Raw genomic sequence first — 15,704 nt, forward strand, 5'->3', positions numbered from 1 at the left:
ATTGCCGCCTCCCGCTCAGTGCACCCGATCCGGTTCGCTGTCGGCGCCCGCATCGTCCGGCTCGGCCGCGCCCGGCTGGAGAGTTGCAGCGGCGGCGGCGATGATGGCGGCGGCCCGCTCGTTCAGGTGATTGAAGGCCGCATCCGCGCCGCCGAACAGGTACACCTCGTAAGCGAAGGCGTGCCGGATCATTTCCTCAGGACCGCTGGCCGTCTTGGTCGCAGCGCCAAGACAAACGGCCCGAAACTCCATGTTGTCCATTTCGAAAAAATCCCCGCATCGCTAAATCGATCAAAGGTAGTCTACACGAGATGGTCATGTATCACAATTAAGGCACTTATACCCTGAGTGATACTGAGTGATATCTAGAGACACATCTATCAATTTACTCGACGCGTGCCCGCGCAATGCACTTATCGATAGCCATCGCTTGCCGGGCTTGGTGCTCGCGATGACATTCACCGGGGTGCAGCCATGTGAAGACGCCGGCCCGCCCGGTCATGAACGGCAGAAGGGGCTTGTTCGCGTCGGGCTGCCCACACACCGCGCAGGTGCCGGGCGCACTCGGCTTCGCCAAGCGAGGGTCGTTGGCGAGCGTGGCGCGCAGGATCGACAGCGACACCGGCTTGGCTTCCTCGCGGGAGAGGCCCCGCCGCATGCCGGCCGCTACGGCAGCCTCATAGAGCAAGGCGATATCCCCGGCGGGGATCGAGGCGGGCGCAGTGCTGGCCGGGGGATCTACGGTCTCCCCGTGTCGGCTACCGGAGAGGACGTGCAGCGCGGGAACCGCCGGTCGCGAGGGGGAAGGAGCGACCGGCGCGTCGTCCTTGTCGTTGGCCGCCCTCATCTTGAAATCTTGCCATGCCATATCGAAGCCCTCTCGGCTTTAGGCCCCCGAGGAAGCGCGCCAGCATGGCGCGGCACTTCCCAGGCGGCGGGCATCTGCGAAATCTTCACTGGGCCTGCCAGCGCCGCTGCTACGCTTGCCGGGCGCCACGGTTCGAACGTGAGTCGCGGCAATGCAGCGGTGGGCAGGGATCGAGCACGGCAGCTAGGCTGCAGCGACAACCTCGAAGGTGCGGGGGCGCTTGGACACCTCCCGCACCCATCCATGTTCGGAAAGAACCGTGAGCGACGTTTCAGCCGCCTTCTTGGTGCGGGCGTCACCCGGTCCGTATTGCAGGATGTCCCGGAACTTGATCGGCTCACCCCCCTGCGGCTGGAGCCACTCAAGGAGCTTCTGCGCCGCAATCAACTTGGGATCGGTGAGCCCGGCCCGCTGGAGCCGGATGGCCTCGCCGACGTACCAGCTCGCCAACTCGACAGCGCAGGCCATTGCCTCCTCTGCAATCTCATCCGCATTAGGGTTGTCGTAGATGGTGAGCACCCCGGCGATGCGCGCGGCATGTTCGGCTGCCTTGGCGGCGAAGTCCTGCACCGCCCGCACCTCGGGATCGGACAGCGCGCCTTCCACATGGTCGAAGAAGTCGCGCCATCCGCGTTCCGCTGCTGCGGACATCACCAGGGCGCGCGGGGCCAATTCGTTCCGCGAGCCCTCCGCCATCTTGGCCGGCGCCTCAAGGATAGAGAGGAGCCGCGCGCCATAGGTACGAATGGCTGCTTCGTCCTTCGGGTCGGTTTCGCGGTAGAGCCGCGATCCGGCGAGGCTGGCGGGTGCCGAAACGAGCACGCGGGAGAGCAAGCCCTGATCCCGCAGAACCTTGTCGGCAAGGAACCCCGCCGCCGCGTCCGGCTGCACCATGACATGAAGGGAAAGGCGCCGGCCCGGCAGGATGGACACGCCGTCCCCGGCTCGCACTCGCTTGATAGGCCGGCCGTCCCACAACTCAGAGAGCATGGCGGCGGTGCGCAGCTTGTTGTCGTCGCTCATGCCGTGGGACCCGGTGAACACGCCGCCCTCGGCGGTGAACACGCCGAGCCCCGCATGCGCGTTCGGCCAATTCTTCGTCAGTCCGTCCGGGGTGAGGTCCGCCGTGACGATGAACGGCGCAAGGGGCTTTTCGGGCTCATCGCCCAACGTCGTCAGCCGGTCCTTGCGGTCGTCGAAGCCAAGCTTTTTGTCTGCCTCAATCTTCTTGCGCTCTGCCGTCCACGCCGCATGCGCGATGCGCCACGTCTTCTGCAACTCGCTATCTAGGTCGCGCAGGTTCTTCTCATGGCGAGAGACGGGCCAAAGGGCTTCATTGTCGGCGGTCGACTTGCGGGCGCCGCTTTCCGCCACCGTGACGAAGAACAGGGAAAGCGGACGCTCCTGCCCGAAGGGGAGGAGGACATTCGCGTGCGGCTGCGCGGCCAGCGCGGCGGCAGCAAGCACCGACTGGCCGGCGATGCCCATGGGCACCTGCACCTTGTTCGCGATGGCCTGCGCGGCAGACGCCAGCGGCCCCAGCGCATCGACAGGAAAGACCTTGGCGGACGGGAGCGGCTGAAACAACGGGAGCGGTGCATTCGCTTCCCGCACCTTGTCCGCAACCGCCTGCTGGTCAACCTCGGGCGCCTCGGCAATGGCGCGCTCGATATCCGTCCAAGCGACGCCTTCCGGCACGTCGTCCGCCAAATCCCACGCTTGGGGCAAGCCGTCCGGCATCTCTGCGATGCGCACGCTGGCGACGCCGGCTTTCACCGCTATCTCGGAAACCGTGCGGGCGTAGGCGTCTCCCGGCGCATCCACGTCCGGCACGATGACGACGTGCCGGCCGCGCAACGCGCTCCAATCCGCCATCCGAGCGGCCTTGCTGCCTCCGGGCGAGGTCGTCACCGCGTAATCGGAGAAACGCACCTCGGCAGCGCGCGCGGTCTTCTCGCCTTCCACCACCATAACCGGCAGATCGGGAGCCTCCGCAACGAGACGGGGGAGATTGAAAAGCGCGCGTGGCGCGGACTGCGACTTGGGGAAGAAGCGGCGCTGACCGTCCGGCCCCTCGCAAAAGGAAATGGGGACCATCTGCTTTTCGGCCGGGCGGCCGTTCGCGGGGCGATCCAGCCGCGCGATGTAAAAGAGCACCGAGTGATCCGGCGCCCGGTACGCCCATGCGTCAGTGAAGGCGAACCCGTCATCGCGAAGGCGGCGGGGGCAGGCATTGAAGAGCACTTCCCTGCCTACCTTCGGCGCGTCCGGCGGCACGGGGATGATCGGACGCCACTCGTCAGCCGGAGCAGCGGCCGGCGCGAGGGAGGCGGCGGAGGTGTCGAGAGGGGCGAAGGCAGTCGAGCTATCGACGTTCATGAACGTTGTTCCGGGTCCACGCCGAGCATGTCGGCAACGCACAGGGCGGCCTCACGCTGGCTCAGGTCGAACAGGAAGGCGGCGAGGCTGATGGGATCTCCGCCACCTTCTCCGGTGGCGAAGTCCTTCCATTTCCCCGTCGCGAGGTTGATTCGGAACGAGCCGGGCGTGCGGTCGGCGCGCTTCGGGTTGCGCACGGTGTATTCGCGACCCTCGCGGCGACCGCCAGGCAACCAGCGGTCAACGATGCCCGGCAGGGCGGTGCGGGCGGCGCCATTGATGCGGTCGAAGTCAACCAGCATGGCCAGCCTCCGCAGCGCGTTGCGCGAGCCGGTCGGTGAACCCGCCCTTGTCGATTCGGCTGAAGATGGCCGCCGCCTCGAAATCGGTGACATCTTCGGCGCTGCCAGCGAGGTCGGCGGAAGCGGCGAAGAACCGCCGGTCGGCTTGCGAAATCCGCTCACTCTTGGCGAGAGCGCGACGGATCGTGCGTTCCAGGGTGCGGCCCTTCACGGCTGCACCTCCAGTCCGGCCATCAAGTCCAGCAGTGCCCCAATCGGCCCTTGCGGGTCGCCACCGTCATTCCGGGCCACCGCGTGGCGCAGGACAGTGAGGGGGACACCGTATTGCAGAGCGATGGACAGGATCACCGCCCCGTCCTTCGCGTTGATCTGCGCATCGGTGCCGGCCTTCACTCCGTCGAGGAAGCTTTCTCCGATCCGGCCATCTTCATAGAATCCGACCGACGCCGTGTAGCCGATGCCGCGATGCGTGAACGCCAGTGTTTCAGCGGCGCGGCGGGCCGGGAGGTTGTTGCGGCGGGCTGCGCTCATCACAGCGCCTCCCGGAGCAGGTCGACGGTGCGCACACCGTCCTGCCGCCATTCGGCAAGAGCTTCGCAGGCCATGTCATAGGACGGGCCGTCCCAGACACCGAGCCGGCCGCCCTCTTCATCCACATAATCGATGAAGTACCATTGCTTGCCGGTATCAGGACCGCGAGAGATGACACCGCCGTTCAGTTCGGCGCGCGGAGGCGAGCGGAAGCGAATGACGTTGCTCACGCGCGCCTCCCATAGTCGAGCGGCGCACCGGCCGGGACGGGCGGCGGGGGCGGAGCGGCGACACCGCTGCGCTCAATCACGCGCACCGGGGAGCGCAGGACGTAGCGGGCGTGTGTCCCGGCGAAGGCGCCCGCGTGCGGCTCATCCACCGTTTCAATGATAACGCCCGCGCGGCGGAGGCAGAGCACATAGTGGCTCCAGCGGGGAGCCGGGCGCGACACGGGGGTAAGCCCGCGCTCGCCCGCCGCCATAAGCTGGTCGAGCGCCCATGCCGTGCGGCCGTTGACCGCGATAAGCGGCCCGCCTTCGTCGCCGATCCGGGCGCGGATGTAGAAGGACTGTGCACCGCGCATCGTCAGCCCTCCAACCCGAGGCCGGCGGCCTGCATGTGGACGATGACGACACCAAGCGGGAGCCCGGTAGCCCGCGCGATTTCGAGGGCGCGGGACGCGCGGGGCGACGGGCGGGAGGGGATAGCCGGCGGACGCCAATCGAACAGCGGCAGGCCCGCCAATGGCGGAAATCCGTTGACCGGCAAGCCGGTCTGCATCATATAGGAGTCCACAATTCATCCTTTCAGTTTTCGCAGGCTGTGGGGATTTGCTGGATAGGCCGGTCGCTGGTGGAACAGCGGTCCGGCCTTTTCTTTTAGGCACTCAGGGGGTGCACGAGGTTGCCCGCCATCTCGCCGTCGATATCTTCCCGGCGATAGATGATGCGGCGACCAAGGCGGCAGTATTTGAAGCCGCGCTTCATCACTCGGTCTTTCCGCAGCTTAGCAACCGAAACGTTCGCGTAAGCGGCGGCCTGCGTCTCGCTCAGATATTCGCCGTGTTGAGCCGGCTGGTGCGCACCTGAATTCATCTGTTTGCCCTGCGTATGATGGACGACGCTCGGTTGATGCAGACAGATATAAAGAGAGACGCGCCCTCTGTCTTCGTAGTTGTTGTGTAGTTGATATGTAGATCTGTGTAGTTTGTATGTAATTTAGGGGGAGCGACCGCCCGCCGGCGCGATGGATTTGATGTATTTGCGGAAGCCTCGGTACAGGCGATCAGCCTTACTCTCCGGTGAGCCGATCCCCTGCGCGCGATCCGCGACATGAAATGCCGCCTTGCGTCTGGTCATCCCCCTCTCGGCCATTGCCGCTATCATTTCCTCGTAAAGAGGGGTGTCGTCATAACCGCGCGCCGCCCCCTCAACGATGGCCAACACGTCCGCTGGCGCCCGCTTCTGGGCACTAGCGGCCTCACCGGACGGGGTGGACGCTTCAGCGCCGGGGAAAACGCTCGCGACATTGGGACCTGACACCTGAAGGTGCGAGAACACTACGGCGCCGTTCAAGCCCTGCAACTTGTCGCCGCCGTCGCGCTCCCAATCGGCGGCGTCGACCGCCAATGGGCACGCCCACAGCCCCGGCGTGGGCGACATGATCTCGTCAAGCGACAGACGCAGTTGCGGGGGGAACACCTTCAGGCCGGCAAGATGCAAGCCGGCAACTTCCTGGTTGACGCCGCTCCGGTCGCGCCCAATCAGATCGACCTTGCCGATCTGGATTTGGGCCGCCAGCGCGTCATAAGCGCCCGACCACACTTCAACATCTTCGGCGAAGAAATCGCGTCGATTACCGTTGCTCGCGATCCAATAGGCGGCCTCGCCGAGCCGGATAAACGCCTTCATGCCCGGCTCCGGCGCGGGGCCAAAATACTGCTTCGCGGACAGGAGCGGCGCGGCGCCGCCGAAGTTGTAACGAACCGCACCTGCTGGAACCGTGACTTGCCGGAAGGCCTTCGTCGGATCAAGAGGGAGCCCACGACGCGTCACTAATCCAACATCGTCGCGCGCGTCATCGCTGTCCCACTCCAACGTTGCGACGACTTCGGGAGGGATGGGTATCTCTTCCTTTGCCCCGGCGGGGACGCCGTAGGCCTGAATACGGACAGGGCCGCCCTCGCACTCGCTGATGGGGAGCGTCGTCGAGGACATAAGGTCGTGGATCTCGCGCCATGCGGCGGAATGGGCATCAGCCGGGCCGGTCCCGTCCGGCCACGGAAGCCACGGGCGGAACGTGTCGGGCTGCACCTTGTTAAGATAGTCGGGGCACTTCGAAAGCCGCCACGCGAGGGCGATATGCAGCGGCCAGCGCGCCTTGTTAAAAATCTTTCCATCGGACATACCTACACCTCGGCAACACCGATATGGAGCACAGGGAAACCGAGCGGTGCGTCTCGACTTGTCGGCTGGCCGGCCTATCCCTGCGCGTTCGATCAGGCGGAAGGGCTACGCTCGTGCCCGGCGCTCGCCGCTGCCCTCCGGCGATCCCGTCAGGTACGCCTCTACGTCGTCGACATCGGCTTGGTAGGGGAAGGCGCCCGATCCGAGCACCACGCCGTTCGTGAGCACGTCCACGAGCATGAAGCCGCCGAAGTCCACCGCGCGCACGTCCCGGCGCCGTGACTTCACCAGCTTGAGCCCCTGCCTTCCCGCCATCTGGCGGAGGCGGTTTTCCTTCACCTTGTCCGACATTCTACGCCCCGTGCTGAAATCAGTGCGCGGAATCATGACCGACGCCGTGCTGTAGAACAAGTAGCGAACATCGGGGAAGCGCGCGCAACTGGGGACAGGCGCGGATTGCTCCCCGCGAGAGTCGCTTTTTCGCCTCCGGCAGCGCCTCGGGGCAGGGATGGTAGAGCGCCGTCCGACTGCTCCGATGTGGGGTCTGCTTGAAGTCGTGCGGGCGGTCGTGATGCGTCCGCGCGCTCCCCCGCGACCCGTTCAGGGTTCAGGGCGCGCTCTACGGTATCCTTGCTGACACCTGTTTCCTTAGCGATGACGGAGGCGACGCCGGCTTGGCGATGTCCGCGCCCATCCTCGCGGGCGCTTTCAAACGCCGCAGTTTGCGGCGATTGACCCAGCAACTCCGCATACCGCCGTATCTGCCTATCGCGCTCGTCCTTGGAGAGGTCCGCGCAGTGCAGGTTTTCGGCAATTTCCCAAAGCTCGGCCTCAACCTCGTCGCAAGAACCGGGCGCCCGGCCCGCCGATCAACCGCCCTGGTCGACGCGGTGTCGGAGCGGCCACCTTGCTACGCTTGCTACGGTTTGGCGAACCCGCCTCAAAAGAGGTAATTAGGTATCGAAATGTAGCAAACGTAGCAACCGTAGCAGGGGTGCGCGCAGAAAATGCGTATTCCGCGCCGACCTCGCCGCCGGGGTTCGCCAGCTCTCCAAGGGGGGTGATCGAGATCAAGCGAGTTTCTCGTCAACCTGGCGAGAAACCAGAGCGGGGTCGGCCGGAGAGTGAGTGCCCTTGAGGGGGAGCCAAAAAGGCGGGCCTCTAGGGTTCCCGAATCGGCTCAAGTTGCCCTGCTATCATAAATCGGGTTCCATATGAGACGGGAGTTGAGGAAGAGGGCTCATGGCTAAGACACCCAGTCGCAGGGGCCCGAAGCGCGCGCAACCGCCGCAGCCTCAAATCAAGTTGTTCCGCGCGATTAGTTGGTATAGCCATGGCGTAACGTCAGTTGGAGACTATGTATCTCACCTACTGATGGAGTTAGGTCGTCTAGGTCTAGCTATTCATGACATAGAAAGTCATTCTCGACCCCCTCACACCGAAAGAGTTCTATCGGATCTGATTGAATGGTTGGGAGGCCATCCAGGCAATGCCTATTCTCGGCTCGTCGATTGGAGGCGGCTGGATCTTGAAACATTACGATCCCGTCACGAGAATGATAGGTTAGCCAAGCCGAGAATAGAGGTGTCTGCCCACATCACGAAGATGAAGAACCTTTCGGTCCGCTGGCATCCTGCCGGCTGGCACAACACGGAGATTGACTGGAATTCGCCATATCATACCTACGGGAATTTAATCGCGCATAGAAGATGGCGCCAACCGCCAGATTTTCGGTGGTTCTCTGGCGACGAAGACCCAACTTTCGATAGTCGTCCGTCCAACGAGTTGATGTATCTTCGTGGCGTTGGCAGTCTGCGGCCGGAACCTCGCGAAAGTTACGGCTCGTACTCGAAATTCAATTCTGATGTAGTCGATTCCATTTTGATTTGCGCCGTACGAGCGGCTTATGAGGGACTGATCGAACAATTGGAGCGCAACTTCGACGTGACCGCGATCGACGAGTTCGATTTCACGGTGGAGGAGAAGATCGACCAGTCGGATACGTCGCGTTACCTATCTAGCATTCGCCGTGTGGTGAGTTGGAGCCTCGATGACGCAGTAGAACTGAGGGAAAGGCGCGCAAGATCTGTCGAAGAGGAACGGGAGAAGCGAGACCGCGCTGAATTCGCTGCCGTTGAGGTAACATTTGGATTTTCTCTTAATGAATTAATTGCGGCGCTGTTGCGCGCTTATTCCAAGAAGTCGAGTGGATCTTCGCCTTCTATGGAAAGCGTAAATCGAAACGCTGCAAAGGAACTGCGCAACGCGGGATCGTCAATTAGTGCCGGCGGTGTTAGACGTGTTAGGGAGCTAATTGAACGGTATGAGCCGGCACTCATGCCGGTATCATTGCGGGAACATGTCGAAGTTATACAGCCTACGCCCCCTGACAATGTTGTACCATTGCGCACAAGAGACGACTAAGCCGCCCCAGCATATGGGGAGAACTGACGCGTGTCGCCATCTCTACGTCTTCAGCGGGGGTAATGTTCGTGATGAGGCGAGACAGTCCGCTCGCGCTCATATCCATCAGTGAACTTGGAAAGGGTCCTGCGCTCGCCGCCTTGCCTCGCCTGTTGAGTATTCGCCCTTCTTCCCTGCCAGGCGCACGCCAACGCCTCCGCCGTTCTCGCGGATGAAGGCGATGCAAAACCACCACGAGCGCCTTGTGCGCCGCTTCGATGTCACCGCCGTACATCAGTAGCTGCCTAGATTAGGTCTTTTCTCTCAGCCGCACGCCTGGGCCGCCATCAGCTGTCCCGCCGTCTTCGAGGAAGACGACACCGGCGGCTTCGAGGGCTCCACGAAGCCGTTGGCCTGTTTCTGGTCTGCCACCGACTTCGCCATCCTGCGCTTCGAGCCGCTTTATGGTTGGCAATGAGACGCCTGATGCGGAGGCGAGGTCTTCTTGAGACCAGCCGGCCAGCGCTCGGGCAGCCTTGATTTGCCGAATTGATACTTTTGGTATTGACATATCCTGCCTCATTGTATAATACTATTAGTATCAAATGAATTGAGCGGGAGCAAATCCCAATGCCGAACACCCCTGTTCCGGCCAACGTCATCGGCTTGCCTGCCGTTAGCCGCTATGACCGCTCCGACATCATGCGCGCTGCCGTCGCCCATGCGCGGCAGATAATTGAGGGTGAGCGCGAGGCGTACTTGCGCCGCTGGTCCGGTGCTATCCGCTGCGGCGACCGTCGCCCGGCCATGGTCCTGCCGACGTGGCGCGCCGCGATGTCCGAGGCTCTGCGCTACGCGTGGAAGGACGCCAAGAAGGCCCGCGCTGCGATGCCCGCCAGCACAGGGGCGCCCCGCGAACTGGCAGCCATCGAGCTGCGCATTCTCTCCATTCAAGCTGCCGAGCGCGTCACGCGAGACGAGAGCGCCATGCTCCCCGCGCTGTACGCCCGCGCCGCCGAACTCTCCCGCGCCGCCATGGCGCACGTCCACCACTGAGGGCCATCCAATGACGACACGCCGCAACCTCATCCGCGCCGCCGCGTTGGCGCCTGTCATCGTTGCGCTGCCGGCTCTTGCCTGCAACGCCGAGGCCGATCCGTCCATCATCGCAATCTCTGCCTACAGGGTAGCGCGCGCGGCCTATGTCGCCGCCTGTACCGAATGGGCGACCGATGAAGAGATCAACGCGGCCTGCGATGTCGAATGCCGCGCGGCGATTGTCGCGTTGTCGACCGTCCCAACAACGCTTGCTGGGGTGCGTGCCTTCTGCGAATTCGGCACCGAATTGGCACGGGAGTCGTCCGAGATAAGTGGAGGGCTCCGCGACTACACGCCAGGCATTCCACTGAGACTGCTCGACGTCCCCAACGCCGAAGAGATGTTCTTTGCCACGTTGGAGCGCGCAATGCGGCTGCTGCCGCCCGCCTGACCCTTTCGCCATCACTCTCCGTTCTCAGCCAGCGAAACCCGCCGCAATGCGCGAGCGGGAAGGGGGAAGCCATGCCTAATGTGAACCACCGCACCTTGCCTGGTGCCGCTGCCTCGGTCGCCGTCGTCGCTCCTATTGGTCTTTCCGCCGCAGCGGATCCCGATCCGGTCTTTGCCGCTATCGAGGCGCATCACCGACTCTGGCAGGCTCATGACGACGCCTGCACCCGACACGGCGAAGTGGAGCGCCAGCACGGAGCCGGCTCCACCGCCGCCACCCGCGCAAGGGAGAAAGCGGCGCGAGCCTGCGACGAGGATATCGTGGCGCGCGATGCTGTCATCGCAACTGCCCCCGCCTCACGCGCCGGCATGCTCGCCTACCTCGACTTCATCGCCAGCCCCCAAGGCTTCCAGGCTGATGCAATGGGCGGGGAGCACATAGCCGCCATTCTCCGCTGCGTTCGTGCCTTCGCCGAAAGATGCGGCCCTATGCGGAGTGAAGTGCTCGGCGCCCTCGATGGCATCGACCATGCCGAATATCTCGTTGAGGCCATCCACATGATGGCTACCGCGCTGGACGGCGACCAATGCAACGCTGTGCAAGCGATGGCGCGCCACCTCTCCGCGCAGCTCTGCGAAGTCGAGAGCCTGCTGTCGGGTGAAGTCGCGGGGGGCGAGTGACATGGACACCAGCAATACCCGGAATGCGAGCGACCCGGCCATGATCCTGATTGACCGCTGGCGTGCCGCCCTCCTCGCCGTGAAGCAGGCAGAACACGCCGCGCTCGCGGACGACGAAGTCGGCTTCAACGCCATGTGCCGGCATGAGGAGGTCGCGCTTTACGAAGCACTCGTGACCGCCCCGACCACCGTAGATGGCCTACACGATTTCGCGGCGTTCGGCCGCGAGGCGTTCACCGACATTGAGGTTCGCCTGGGCATGGACGTGCGGGAGCATCAACCCGGTGCGGCGCTCGGCAACAAACGATCCACCCTCGGGCTCTATCGCGACACGCTGGAACGCGCTCGCGCTGCGATGGAGATCCCCGAGGGCGACGCAGCCAATACGATGCTGGGCAGCCTCGTTGACTGTCTCGCAACCTACTCGGCGCCCGCCGTACCCCTGCGCTCGCGAATTCTCGCCTATCGGAAGGCGCTCCGGGCGTTCAACCAGGTCGACCCCTTCGACGACACTCACGACCATCTGGAGGCGGCGTGGCTGGCTTTCTACGCCCGCCCAATTCTGCCGCCGGCCCTCACCGCCGACGATGCCGCCGCAGCGTTGCGTCTCGCTATCGAAGAAGGCGCGATGAACGATACGTTCGTGACGGAGCTGGTGCGGGTGGCCCTTACCTACATTGCCCGCCTCGCGGCGAAGGAGGCAGCATGAACAAGCGCCCCGAGCCGACGACCTTCATTGCCGTGACGCCGACGATGCGCCAGCTTATCGAGAACGTCATCGAGGATCTGCTGTTGCTGCTAGACGAACTCGACGGCGACCCGGACGCCGAGGAAGATGACCCGGCGGGCGACGACGTGTAGCGATCGATTGCGAGCCCGCCGGAGGTACACATGCCCACCCGCGCTTATCCCCCGGACTTCTGCGACGCGGCAGAAATGGCCTACCTCATCAGCATGGCCCGCTCGACGTTCCTTGAGCATGTAGCGGCTAGGCGGTTGCCGGAGGGAATTCTGATCGGCGGGAGGCGCTTATGGAGTCGCGCCCGCGTTATCGACGCCCTTGAAGCCCTCTACGATCCAGAGCGTAATGCGCCGTTCGGGATCAGGGAGAGGGCGCGTGGCGAGCTGACGGCGAAGCGACGCCAAAGCAAAGGCGCTCGTGATGAGTGAGCCTAGCGGTGGCGCGCTGGAGGCCACCCGATAATCGCTAGCCGCAGATAAACCCTTCACCGAGTCATTCGCAGTGCAGCGATTGGACTTGCGCGAAGGCCCCGCAAGGATGACCATCTTACCAACCGTAAGGAGTGGGGTAGGGCTACGGGCAACGTATAGGGGCAACGCCATGGACAATAGTGACGAGCTGTGCGACGTGCCTCACGAACTTTGCGACCGCATGTCTGACCTGCGTTATGTCTGTGAGGCGCGAGGTTGGGCCGATCTACTTTACCTTCTCGATATCGTTGCGCACGAGCTTAAGACCCGCCTGGCTCCGCCGCCGGAGGTGCATGTCGAGCCAACGGATATGCTCGCATAGCAGCGACAAGGCAGCGGGTTCGGCCCCGTCAATTGCCATCTGCGCTCGCAGCAGATGCAGTGCATCCCGTGCAGTCTGCATTCTCTCAGGTTCGCGTCCAAGAATCGCGTCGGAGGCGGCGATGAGCGAGCGAGTATCGATCAGACTTGGCGGCCGGCGGGCTGTCATGTCACCTGACATATCAGATGGAAGCTAATGCTGCGAATAGCGCACTGCTGCATGCGAGATAGCGGGCTGGTGCGAGCTGCCGTTTGCCTGCTTGGGCTCCTCTCCACCCCTACCTTAGCCGCCGGCTTGATCGTAGGTCAGGCAACTGTGATCGACGGTGACACGCTGGAGATCCACGGCGAGCGCATCCGTCTCAACGGCATCGACGCGCCAGAGAGTCGGCAAACCTGCCAGAGGGCTGACGGATCGGAGTATCGCTGCGGGCAAGGGGCGGCCTTCGCGCTGGCGGATTGGATCGGCCGCGCGACGGTGACGTGTGAGCCGCACGGGCATGACCGCTACCGGCGCGTCATTGCCACCTGCTATGCTCGCGGAGAGGATGCCGGCCGCTGGCTCGTCCAGAATGGTCACGCACTGGCGTTCCGGCGGTATAGCCTCGTCTATGTGCCGGACGAAGAACGGGCGCAGGCGGCCGGCTCTGGCGTCTGGCAGGGGCATTTCATCCTGCCGTGGGATTGGCGCAAGGGAGCGCGATAGCGCCATGCCGAGCGGCTACGAGAAATCCGATGACTACGGCGGCCCGGATCCAGCCTGGCGAGGCATAATGGCCATTGTCGTGGTTATCGGGATTGCCGCCCTGGCCGTCTTGATCGTGCGTCAATGGCAATGAAAGGCGCCGGCCTTCTTGTCCATGTGGCAGCACTGTCCCGGAGGTGAATCCTTGCGGCATCCGCCGCCGTGCGCGCCGGCAGTCTGCGTTGCAACCAGAAGCGACAGTAGAACCAACCCCAACCGCACAAGCCGACTCCGCATTTCCCCTCGGGAAGTATCCCGGCACTCTCGACTCTCGATTGTAGATGCGCAAGCATCTAGCCGGGGTTGGTTGGGGATACCGAGAATGCGTGCAGTGGCAGTGCTGGCGGTGACGCTGGCTTTGGCGGGGTGTGTCACGGGCGAACGCGCCGAATTCAAGCCTTCGGTCGGGCAGGAGGCTATCGTTCGAGATGGCAATCCGGCCCTGGTGTCGATGAAGCCGCGCTCCGTCGTCATGGTGAAGCCCGCCAAGCGCGAGATGGTTCCCGGAGGCCGGCCCGTCTACGTCATTGCCGCTTACAATGCCGGTCAGGAATCGACGCTTCTCGCCGTCAGCAACATCACCGTGGAGCAGATGGTCGGCGGGGAACCGATAGGAGAGCTAAAGGTCTTCACGTACGAGGATCTTGTGCGTGAGGAGCAGGCTCGGCAGGTCATGGCCGCCATTCTTGTCGGCGTCGCGGCAGGCGCCAATTCGGCGGCTGCTAACAACGCCGGGTACTACAATAGCCGCTCGACAGTCTACACGCCGCGAGGGACGGCGGTTGTGACGACGACGAGTTACAGCCCGGCGGCCGCGAACATCGCCCGCAACAATGCGGCTTTTGAGAACGCCGCTATGACGGCCTCCGTCGTGGAAAGGGGTCGACAGAACCTCGTTGCACTCGAAAACCAAGTGCTCAAGGACAACACCATCATGCCGGGGGAGTGGGTCGGCGGTCAGGTGCACATAGCGCCGCCTGTGAACAATGAGGCAGGCAAGGAGTACCGGATCACGGTGACGGTCGGGCCGGATGTTCACAGGGTCGATGTAGCGCAGAAGCCTGCTGGGGGATGACGTTAGACCGCTACGCGGAGAGTTTAGCCCGCGCTGCTTTCCCCAGAATTTTGGTGTCAAGGCCATTGACACGCATTTTTTATTGAATCGTTGCCAAAAAACGACAATTGGCCTCGATTCGCCATAACTAGCCGCTACAGCAGCGAATTACCACGAGATTTAGTGCCGTCAGCGGCCATCGGACCCCATCGGTGGCGCTGTCCGGGTTAACAAGGGTGAGCGAATCTGTTGTGTTCTCTAGTGTTGGGAATATAAAGCCCAATGAGAAGGGAACGTTTCCTCTCACGCACAGTTAGAAACACGAGTCAAGATTTTGCTCCCTCGAAGGTGGAGCAGGGACGGTAACCATGAGCAAACTCTCCAGTGAGCAGAAGCAAGCGCTACTGAATGAGTGGTTCAAGCGCGAAAAGCGTGAGAACGGGCTCAAGGATATGAAGTGCTTCATTGGCGATCCGGCCAACACGACGCTTGACGAAGCTGTCACCGAGCTTCTTTCCCTTGTCGAGGACGAGGATCGGAGTTCGAAGCCGATTTCCTTGCATAATCTCCTTTGACAGGTGCTCGGTGTGGTTATACCCATGACTCATGGGTAGCAATTACGTTGAAGCGCTAGTTTTAGCGCGCGACCTGCATAAACGCGTCAGCGGTGAGATGTTGACCAAACCGGACGGTACCGTTCTGGTTCCGGTTGATCTCGCTCCGCTGATGCTGCTTGTCAAAGACGAGTTTGGGCCGCAATTCGAGGTTGATATTGCGCGCACCCCTAAGCTCAACAAAGTATTTGGACACTATCTCCGATATGATTCGCGGGTGAAAATCCGTATCGCGGATCGTCTAAATACGTGTTGGACGCGCTTGGTCATATGCAAGGAGATTATGCATCTTTTTTGCAGCAACTCCGAAGAGCATTACTCAACAGATCCGATTGAACAGCTGAAGAAGGCACTCGACCGCAACGAGCCTTCGGCGCTGGATCATGAGTTGCATGACGAAGATTTCGCGCTATTTGCCGCAATGGAATATCTTTATCCGTGGCATCTCCGGATAAAGCTCGCCGATATGAATGGCTACGACTATCTAGCCGTTGCTACAAAATTCCGCATACCGCAGATTGTAGTCGAGAACTACTTCATAACAGGGTACGGTTCTCTTTCAGAATCGGCTCACCAGCAGCTCTAGTTTGTTTGGTGACACCAAATCCCCCTATTGAGCCTCGACTGATGGCCAAAGCCCAGGCTGCGGCCTATTGCGGCCTTACTCCATCCGGGTTTTCGGCTTGGGTGAAGGCGGGAAT

25 protein-coding genes are annotated in these 15,704 nt (G+C 62.6%); 12 read left to right on the plus strand and 13 right to left on the minus strand.

The features are described 5' to 3' along the window. Nucleotides 1-15: 15 nt before the first annotated feature. The 12 genes from GBB76_RS17210 to GBB76_RS17265 all read right to left on the minus strand — a co-directional run bounded on the left by GBB76_RS17210 (nt 16) and on the right by GBB76_RS17265 (nt 6,836). Complete coding sequence (locus GBB76_RS17210) at nt 16-261, minus strand: hypothetical protein (protein ID WP_152304429.1); 246 nt, start codon at nt 259-261, stop codon at nt 16-18. A 124-nt stretch (nt 262-385) separates the two neighbouring features. Beyond that, nucleotides 386-688, minus strand: a complete 303-nt coding sequence (locus GBB76_RS17215) for a hypothetical protein (protein WP_152304430.1) — start codon at nt 686-688, stop codon at nt 386-388. Nucleotides 689-1,051: 363 nt separating this feature from the next. Continuing rightward, nucleotides 1,052-3,247, minus strand: coding sequence for a DUF3987 domain-containing protein (locus GBB76_RS17220; protein WP_152304431.1), 2,196 nt, complete (start codon nt 3,245-3,247; stop codon nt 1,052-1,054). Next, the gene (locus GBB76_RS17225; RefSeq protein ID WP_152304432.1) at nt 3,244-3,549 is read right to left on the minus strand and encodes a hypothetical protein; all 306 of its coding nucleotides are present in this window, start codon (nt 3,547-3,549) and stop codon (nt 3,244-3,246) included. The genes GBB76_RS17220 and GBB76_RS17225 overlap by 4 nt, the downstream gene beginning before the upstream one ends. After that, nucleotides 3,539-3,760 (minus strand): hypothetical protein, encoded by a 222-nt coding sequence (locus GBB76_RS17230; RefSeq protein WP_152304433.1) that lies wholly within the window; start codon nt 3,758-3,760, stop codon nt 3,539-3,541. The genes GBB76_RS17225 and GBB76_RS17230 overlap by 11 nt, the downstream gene beginning before the upstream one ends. Next, nucleotides 3,757-4,080, minus strand: a complete 324-nt coding sequence (locus GBB76_RS17235; RefSeq protein ID WP_152304434.1) for a hypothetical protein — start codon at nt 4,078-4,080, stop codon at nt 3,757-3,759. The genes GBB76_RS17230 and GBB76_RS17235 overlap by 4 nt, the downstream gene beginning before the upstream one ends. After that, nucleotides 4,080-4,310 (minus strand): hypothetical protein, encoded by a 231-nt coding sequence (locus GBB76_RS17240; protein WP_152304435.1) that lies wholly within the window; start codon nt 4,308-4,310, stop codon nt 4,080-4,082. The genes GBB76_RS17235 and GBB76_RS17240 overlap by 1 nt, the downstream gene beginning before the upstream one ends. Beyond that, entirely contained in the window at nt 4,307-4,663 is a 357-nt protein-coding gene (locus GBB76_RS17245; RefSeq protein WP_152304436.1) for a hypothetical protein, read from the minus strand. Before GBB76_RS17245 ends, GBB76_RS17240 begins: the two co-directional genes overlap by 4 nt. Nucleotides 4,664-4,665: 2 nt before the next feature. Next, nucleotides 4,666-4,863 carry a hypothetical protein gene (locus GBB76_RS17250; RefSeq protein ID WP_152304437.1) on the minus strand — a complete coding sequence of 66 codons (198 nt, stop codon included), beginning with the start codon at nt 4,861-4,863 and terminating at the stop codon, nt 4,666-4,668. A gap of 95 nt (nt 4,864-4,958) precedes the next feature. Next, nucleotides 4,959-5,174: a helix-turn-helix domain-containing protein gene (locus GBB76_RS17255; protein WP_152304438.1), complete on the minus strand. Its 216-nt coding sequence runs from the start codon at nt 5,172-5,174 to the stop codon at nt 4,959-4,961. 123 nt (nt 5,175-5,297) lie between these two features. Next, a complete protein-coding gene (locus tag GBB76_RS17260; RefSeq protein ID WP_152304439.1) occupies nt 5,298-6,485 on the minus strand; it encodes a hypothetical protein in 1,188 nt (395 codons plus the stop codon). A 105-nt stretch (nt 6,486-6,590) separates the two neighbouring features. After that, nucleotides 6,591-6,836 carry a hypothetical protein gene (locus GBB76_RS17265; RefSeq protein ID WP_152304440.1) on the minus strand — a complete coding sequence of 82 codons (246 nt, stop codon included), beginning with the start codon at nt 6,834-6,836 and terminating at the stop codon, nt 6,591-6,593. A 1,233-nt stretch (nt 6,837-8,069) separates the two neighbouring features. On the opposite strand from GBB76_RS17265, the gene GBB76_RS17270 reads away from it, so the two are divergent. Next, entirely contained in the window at nt 8,070-8,909 is an 840-nt protein-coding gene (locus GBB76_RS17270) for a hypothetical protein (RefSeq protein ID WP_152304441.1), read from the plus strand. Between the two features lie 289 nt (nt 8,910-9,198). On the opposite strand, the gene GBB76_RS17275 is transcribed toward GBB76_RS17270, so the two are convergent. Beyond that, nucleotides 9,199-9,471, minus strand: coding sequence for a multiprotein-bridging factor 1 family protein (locus tag GBB76_RS17275; protein ID WP_371716981.1), 273 nt, complete (start codon nt 9,469-9,471; stop codon nt 9,199-9,201). Nucleotides 9,472-9,518: 47 nt separating this feature from the next. Here GBB76_RS17275 and GBB76_RS17280 point away from each other — a divergent pair, with 47 nt between their 5' ends. The 11 genes from GBB76_RS17280 to GBB76_RS17320 all read left to right on the plus strand — a co-directional run bounded on the left by GBB76_RS17280 (nt 9,519) and on the right by GBB76_RS17320 (nt 15,589). Beyond that, nucleotides 9,519-9,944 carry a hypothetical protein gene (locus GBB76_RS17280; protein ID WP_152304442.1) on the plus strand — a complete coding sequence of 142 codons (426 nt, stop codon included), beginning with the start codon at nt 9,519-9,521 and terminating at the stop codon, nt 9,942-9,944. A 10-nt stretch (nt 9,945-9,954) separates the two neighbouring features. After that, the gene (locus tag GBB76_RS17285; protein WP_152304443.1) at nt 9,955-10,377 is read left to right on the plus strand and encodes a hypothetical protein; all 423 of its coding nucleotides are present in this window, start codon (nt 9,955-9,957) and stop codon (nt 10,375-10,377) included. Between the two features lie 71 nt (nt 10,378-10,448). Further along, nucleotides 10,449-11,057, plus strand: a complete 609-nt coding sequence (locus GBB76_RS17290) for a hypothetical protein (RefSeq protein ID WP_152304444.1) — start codon at nt 10,449-10,451, stop codon at nt 11,055-11,057. 1 nt (nt 11,058) lies between these two features. Beyond that, entirely contained in the window at nt 11,059-11,766 is a 708-nt protein-coding gene (locus tag GBB76_RS17295) for a hypothetical protein (RefSeq protein ID WP_152304445.1), read from the plus strand. Then, a complete protein-coding gene (locus GBB76_RS18685; RefSeq protein ID WP_162375643.1) occupies nt 11,763-11,918 on the plus strand; it encodes a hypothetical protein in 156 nt (51 codons plus the stop codon). The genes GBB76_RS17295 and GBB76_RS18685 overlap by 4 nt, the downstream gene beginning before the upstream one ends. Before the next feature lie 30 nt (nt 11,919-11,948). After that, entirely contained in the window at nt 11,949-12,227 is a 279-nt protein-coding gene (locus GBB76_RS17300; RefSeq protein ID WP_152304446.1) for a hypothetical protein, read from the plus strand. Between the two features lie 679 nt (nt 12,228-12,906). Beyond that, entirely contained in the window at nt 12,907-13,296 is a 390-nt protein-coding gene (locus GBB76_RS17305) for a thermonuclease family protein (RefSeq protein ID WP_162375646.1), read from the plus strand. Nucleotides 13,297-13,300: 4 nt separating this feature from the next. Continuing rightward, on the plus strand, nt 13,301-13,429 hold the full coding sequence (locus GBB76_RS18965) for a hypothetical protein (RefSeq protein ID WP_256366639.1): 129 nt from the start codon (nt 13,301-13,303) through the stop codon (nt 13,427-13,429). 228 nt (nt 13,430-13,657) lie between these two features. Further along, nucleotides 13,658-14,410, plus strand: coding sequence for a hypothetical protein (locus GBB76_RS17310; RefSeq protein WP_152304448.1), 753 nt, complete (start codon nt 13,658-13,660; stop codon nt 14,408-14,410). Nucleotides 14,411-14,757: 347 nt separating this feature from the next. Then, complete coding sequence (locus GBB76_RS17315; protein WP_152304449.1) at nt 14,758-14,964, plus strand: hypothetical protein; 207 nt, start codon at nt 14,758-14,760, stop codon at nt 14,962-14,964. A 31-nt stretch (nt 14,965-14,995) separates the two neighbouring features. Beyond that, nucleotides 14,996-15,589, plus strand: a complete 594-nt coding sequence (locus GBB76_RS17320) for a hypothetical protein (protein ID WP_152304450.1) — start codon at nt 14,996-14,998, stop codon at nt 15,587-15,589. The last annotated feature ends 115 nt before the right edge of the window (nt 15,590-15,704 follow it).

The sequence above is a fragment of the Ancylobacter sp. TS-1 genome (genome assembly GCF_009223885.1).
GTDB lineage: Bacteria > Pseudomonadota > Alphaproteobacteria > Rhizobiales > Xanthobacteraceae > Ancylobacter.

Coding starts and splice junctions, on each gene's coding strand:
- GBB76_RS17300 (WP_152304446.1), top strand. CDS start 11,949: ATGCCCACCCGCGCTTATCCCCCGGACTTCTGCGACGCGGCAGAAATG.
- GBB76_RS17210 (WP_152304429.1), bottom strand. CDS start 261: ATGGACAACATGGAGTTTCGGGCCGTTTGTCTTGGCGCTGCGACCAAG.
- GBB76_RS18965 (WP_256366639.1), top strand. CDS start 13,301: ATGCCGAGCGGCTACGAGAAATCCGATGACTACGGCGGCCCGGATCCA.
- GBB76_RS17245 (WP_152304436.1), bottom strand. CDS start 4,663: ATGCGCGGTGCACAGTCCTTCTACATCCGCGCCCGGATCGGCGACGAA.
- GBB76_RS17310 (WP_152304448.1), top strand. CDS start 13,658: ATGCGTGCAGTGGCAGTGCTGGCGGTGACGCTGGCTTTGGCGGGGTGT.
- GBB76_RS17275 (WP_371716981.1), bottom strand. CDS start 9,471: ATGAGGCAGGATATGTCAATACCAAAAGTATCAATTCGGCAAATCAAG.
- GBB76_RS17265 (WP_152304440.1), bottom strand. CDS start 6,836: ATGTCGGACAAGGTGAAGGAAAACCGCCTCCGCCAGATGGCGGGAAGG.
- GBB76_RS17250 (WP_152304437.1), bottom strand. CDS start 4,863: ATGATGCAGACCGGCTTGCCGGTCAACGGATTTCCGCCATTGGCGGGC.
- GBB76_RS17285 (WP_152304443.1), top strand. CDS start 9,955: ATGACGACACGCCGCAACCTCATCCGCGCCGCCGCGTTGGCGCCTGTC.
- GBB76_RS17295 (WP_152304445.1), top strand. CDS start 11,059: ATGGACACCAGCAATACCCGGAATGCGAGCGACCCGGCCATGATCCTG.
- GBB76_RS17290 (WP_152304444.1), top strand. CDS start 10,449: ATGCCTAATGTGAACCACCGCACCTTGCCTGGTGCCGCTGCCTCGGTC.
- GBB76_RS17255 (WP_152304438.1), bottom strand. CDS start 5,174: ATGAATTCAGGTGCGCACCAGCCGGCTCAACACGGCGAATATCTGAGC.
- GBB76_RS17260 (WP_152304439.1), bottom strand. CDS start 6,485: ATGTCCGATGGAAAGATTTTTAACAAGGCGCGCTGGCCGCTGCATATC.
- GBB76_RS18685 (WP_162375643.1), top strand. CDS start 11,763: ATGAACAAGCGCCCCGAGCCGACGACCTTCATTGCCGTGACGCCGACG.
- GBB76_RS17280 (WP_152304442.1), top strand. CDS start 9,519: ATGCCGAACACCCCTGTTCCGGCCAACGTCATCGGCTTGCCTGCCGTT.
- GBB76_RS17225 (WP_152304432.1), bottom strand. CDS start 3,549: ATGCTGGTTGACTTCGACCGCATCAATGGCGCCGCCCGCACCGCCCTG.
- GBB76_RS17220 (WP_152304431.1), bottom strand. CDS start 3,247: ATGAACGTCGATAGCTCGACTGCCTTCGCCCCTCTCGACACCTCCGCC.
- GBB76_RS17315 (WP_152304449.1), top strand. CDS start 14,758: ATGAGCAAACTCTCCAGTGAGCAGAAGCAAGCGCTACTGAATGAGTGG.
- GBB76_RS17320 (WP_152304450.1), top strand. CDS start 14,996: ATGGGTAGCAATTACGTTGAAGCGCTAGTTTTAGCGCGCGACCTGCAT.
- GBB76_RS17235 (WP_152304434.1), bottom strand. CDS start 4,080: ATGAGCGCAGCCCGCCGCAACAACCTCCCGGCCCGCCGCGCCGCTGAA.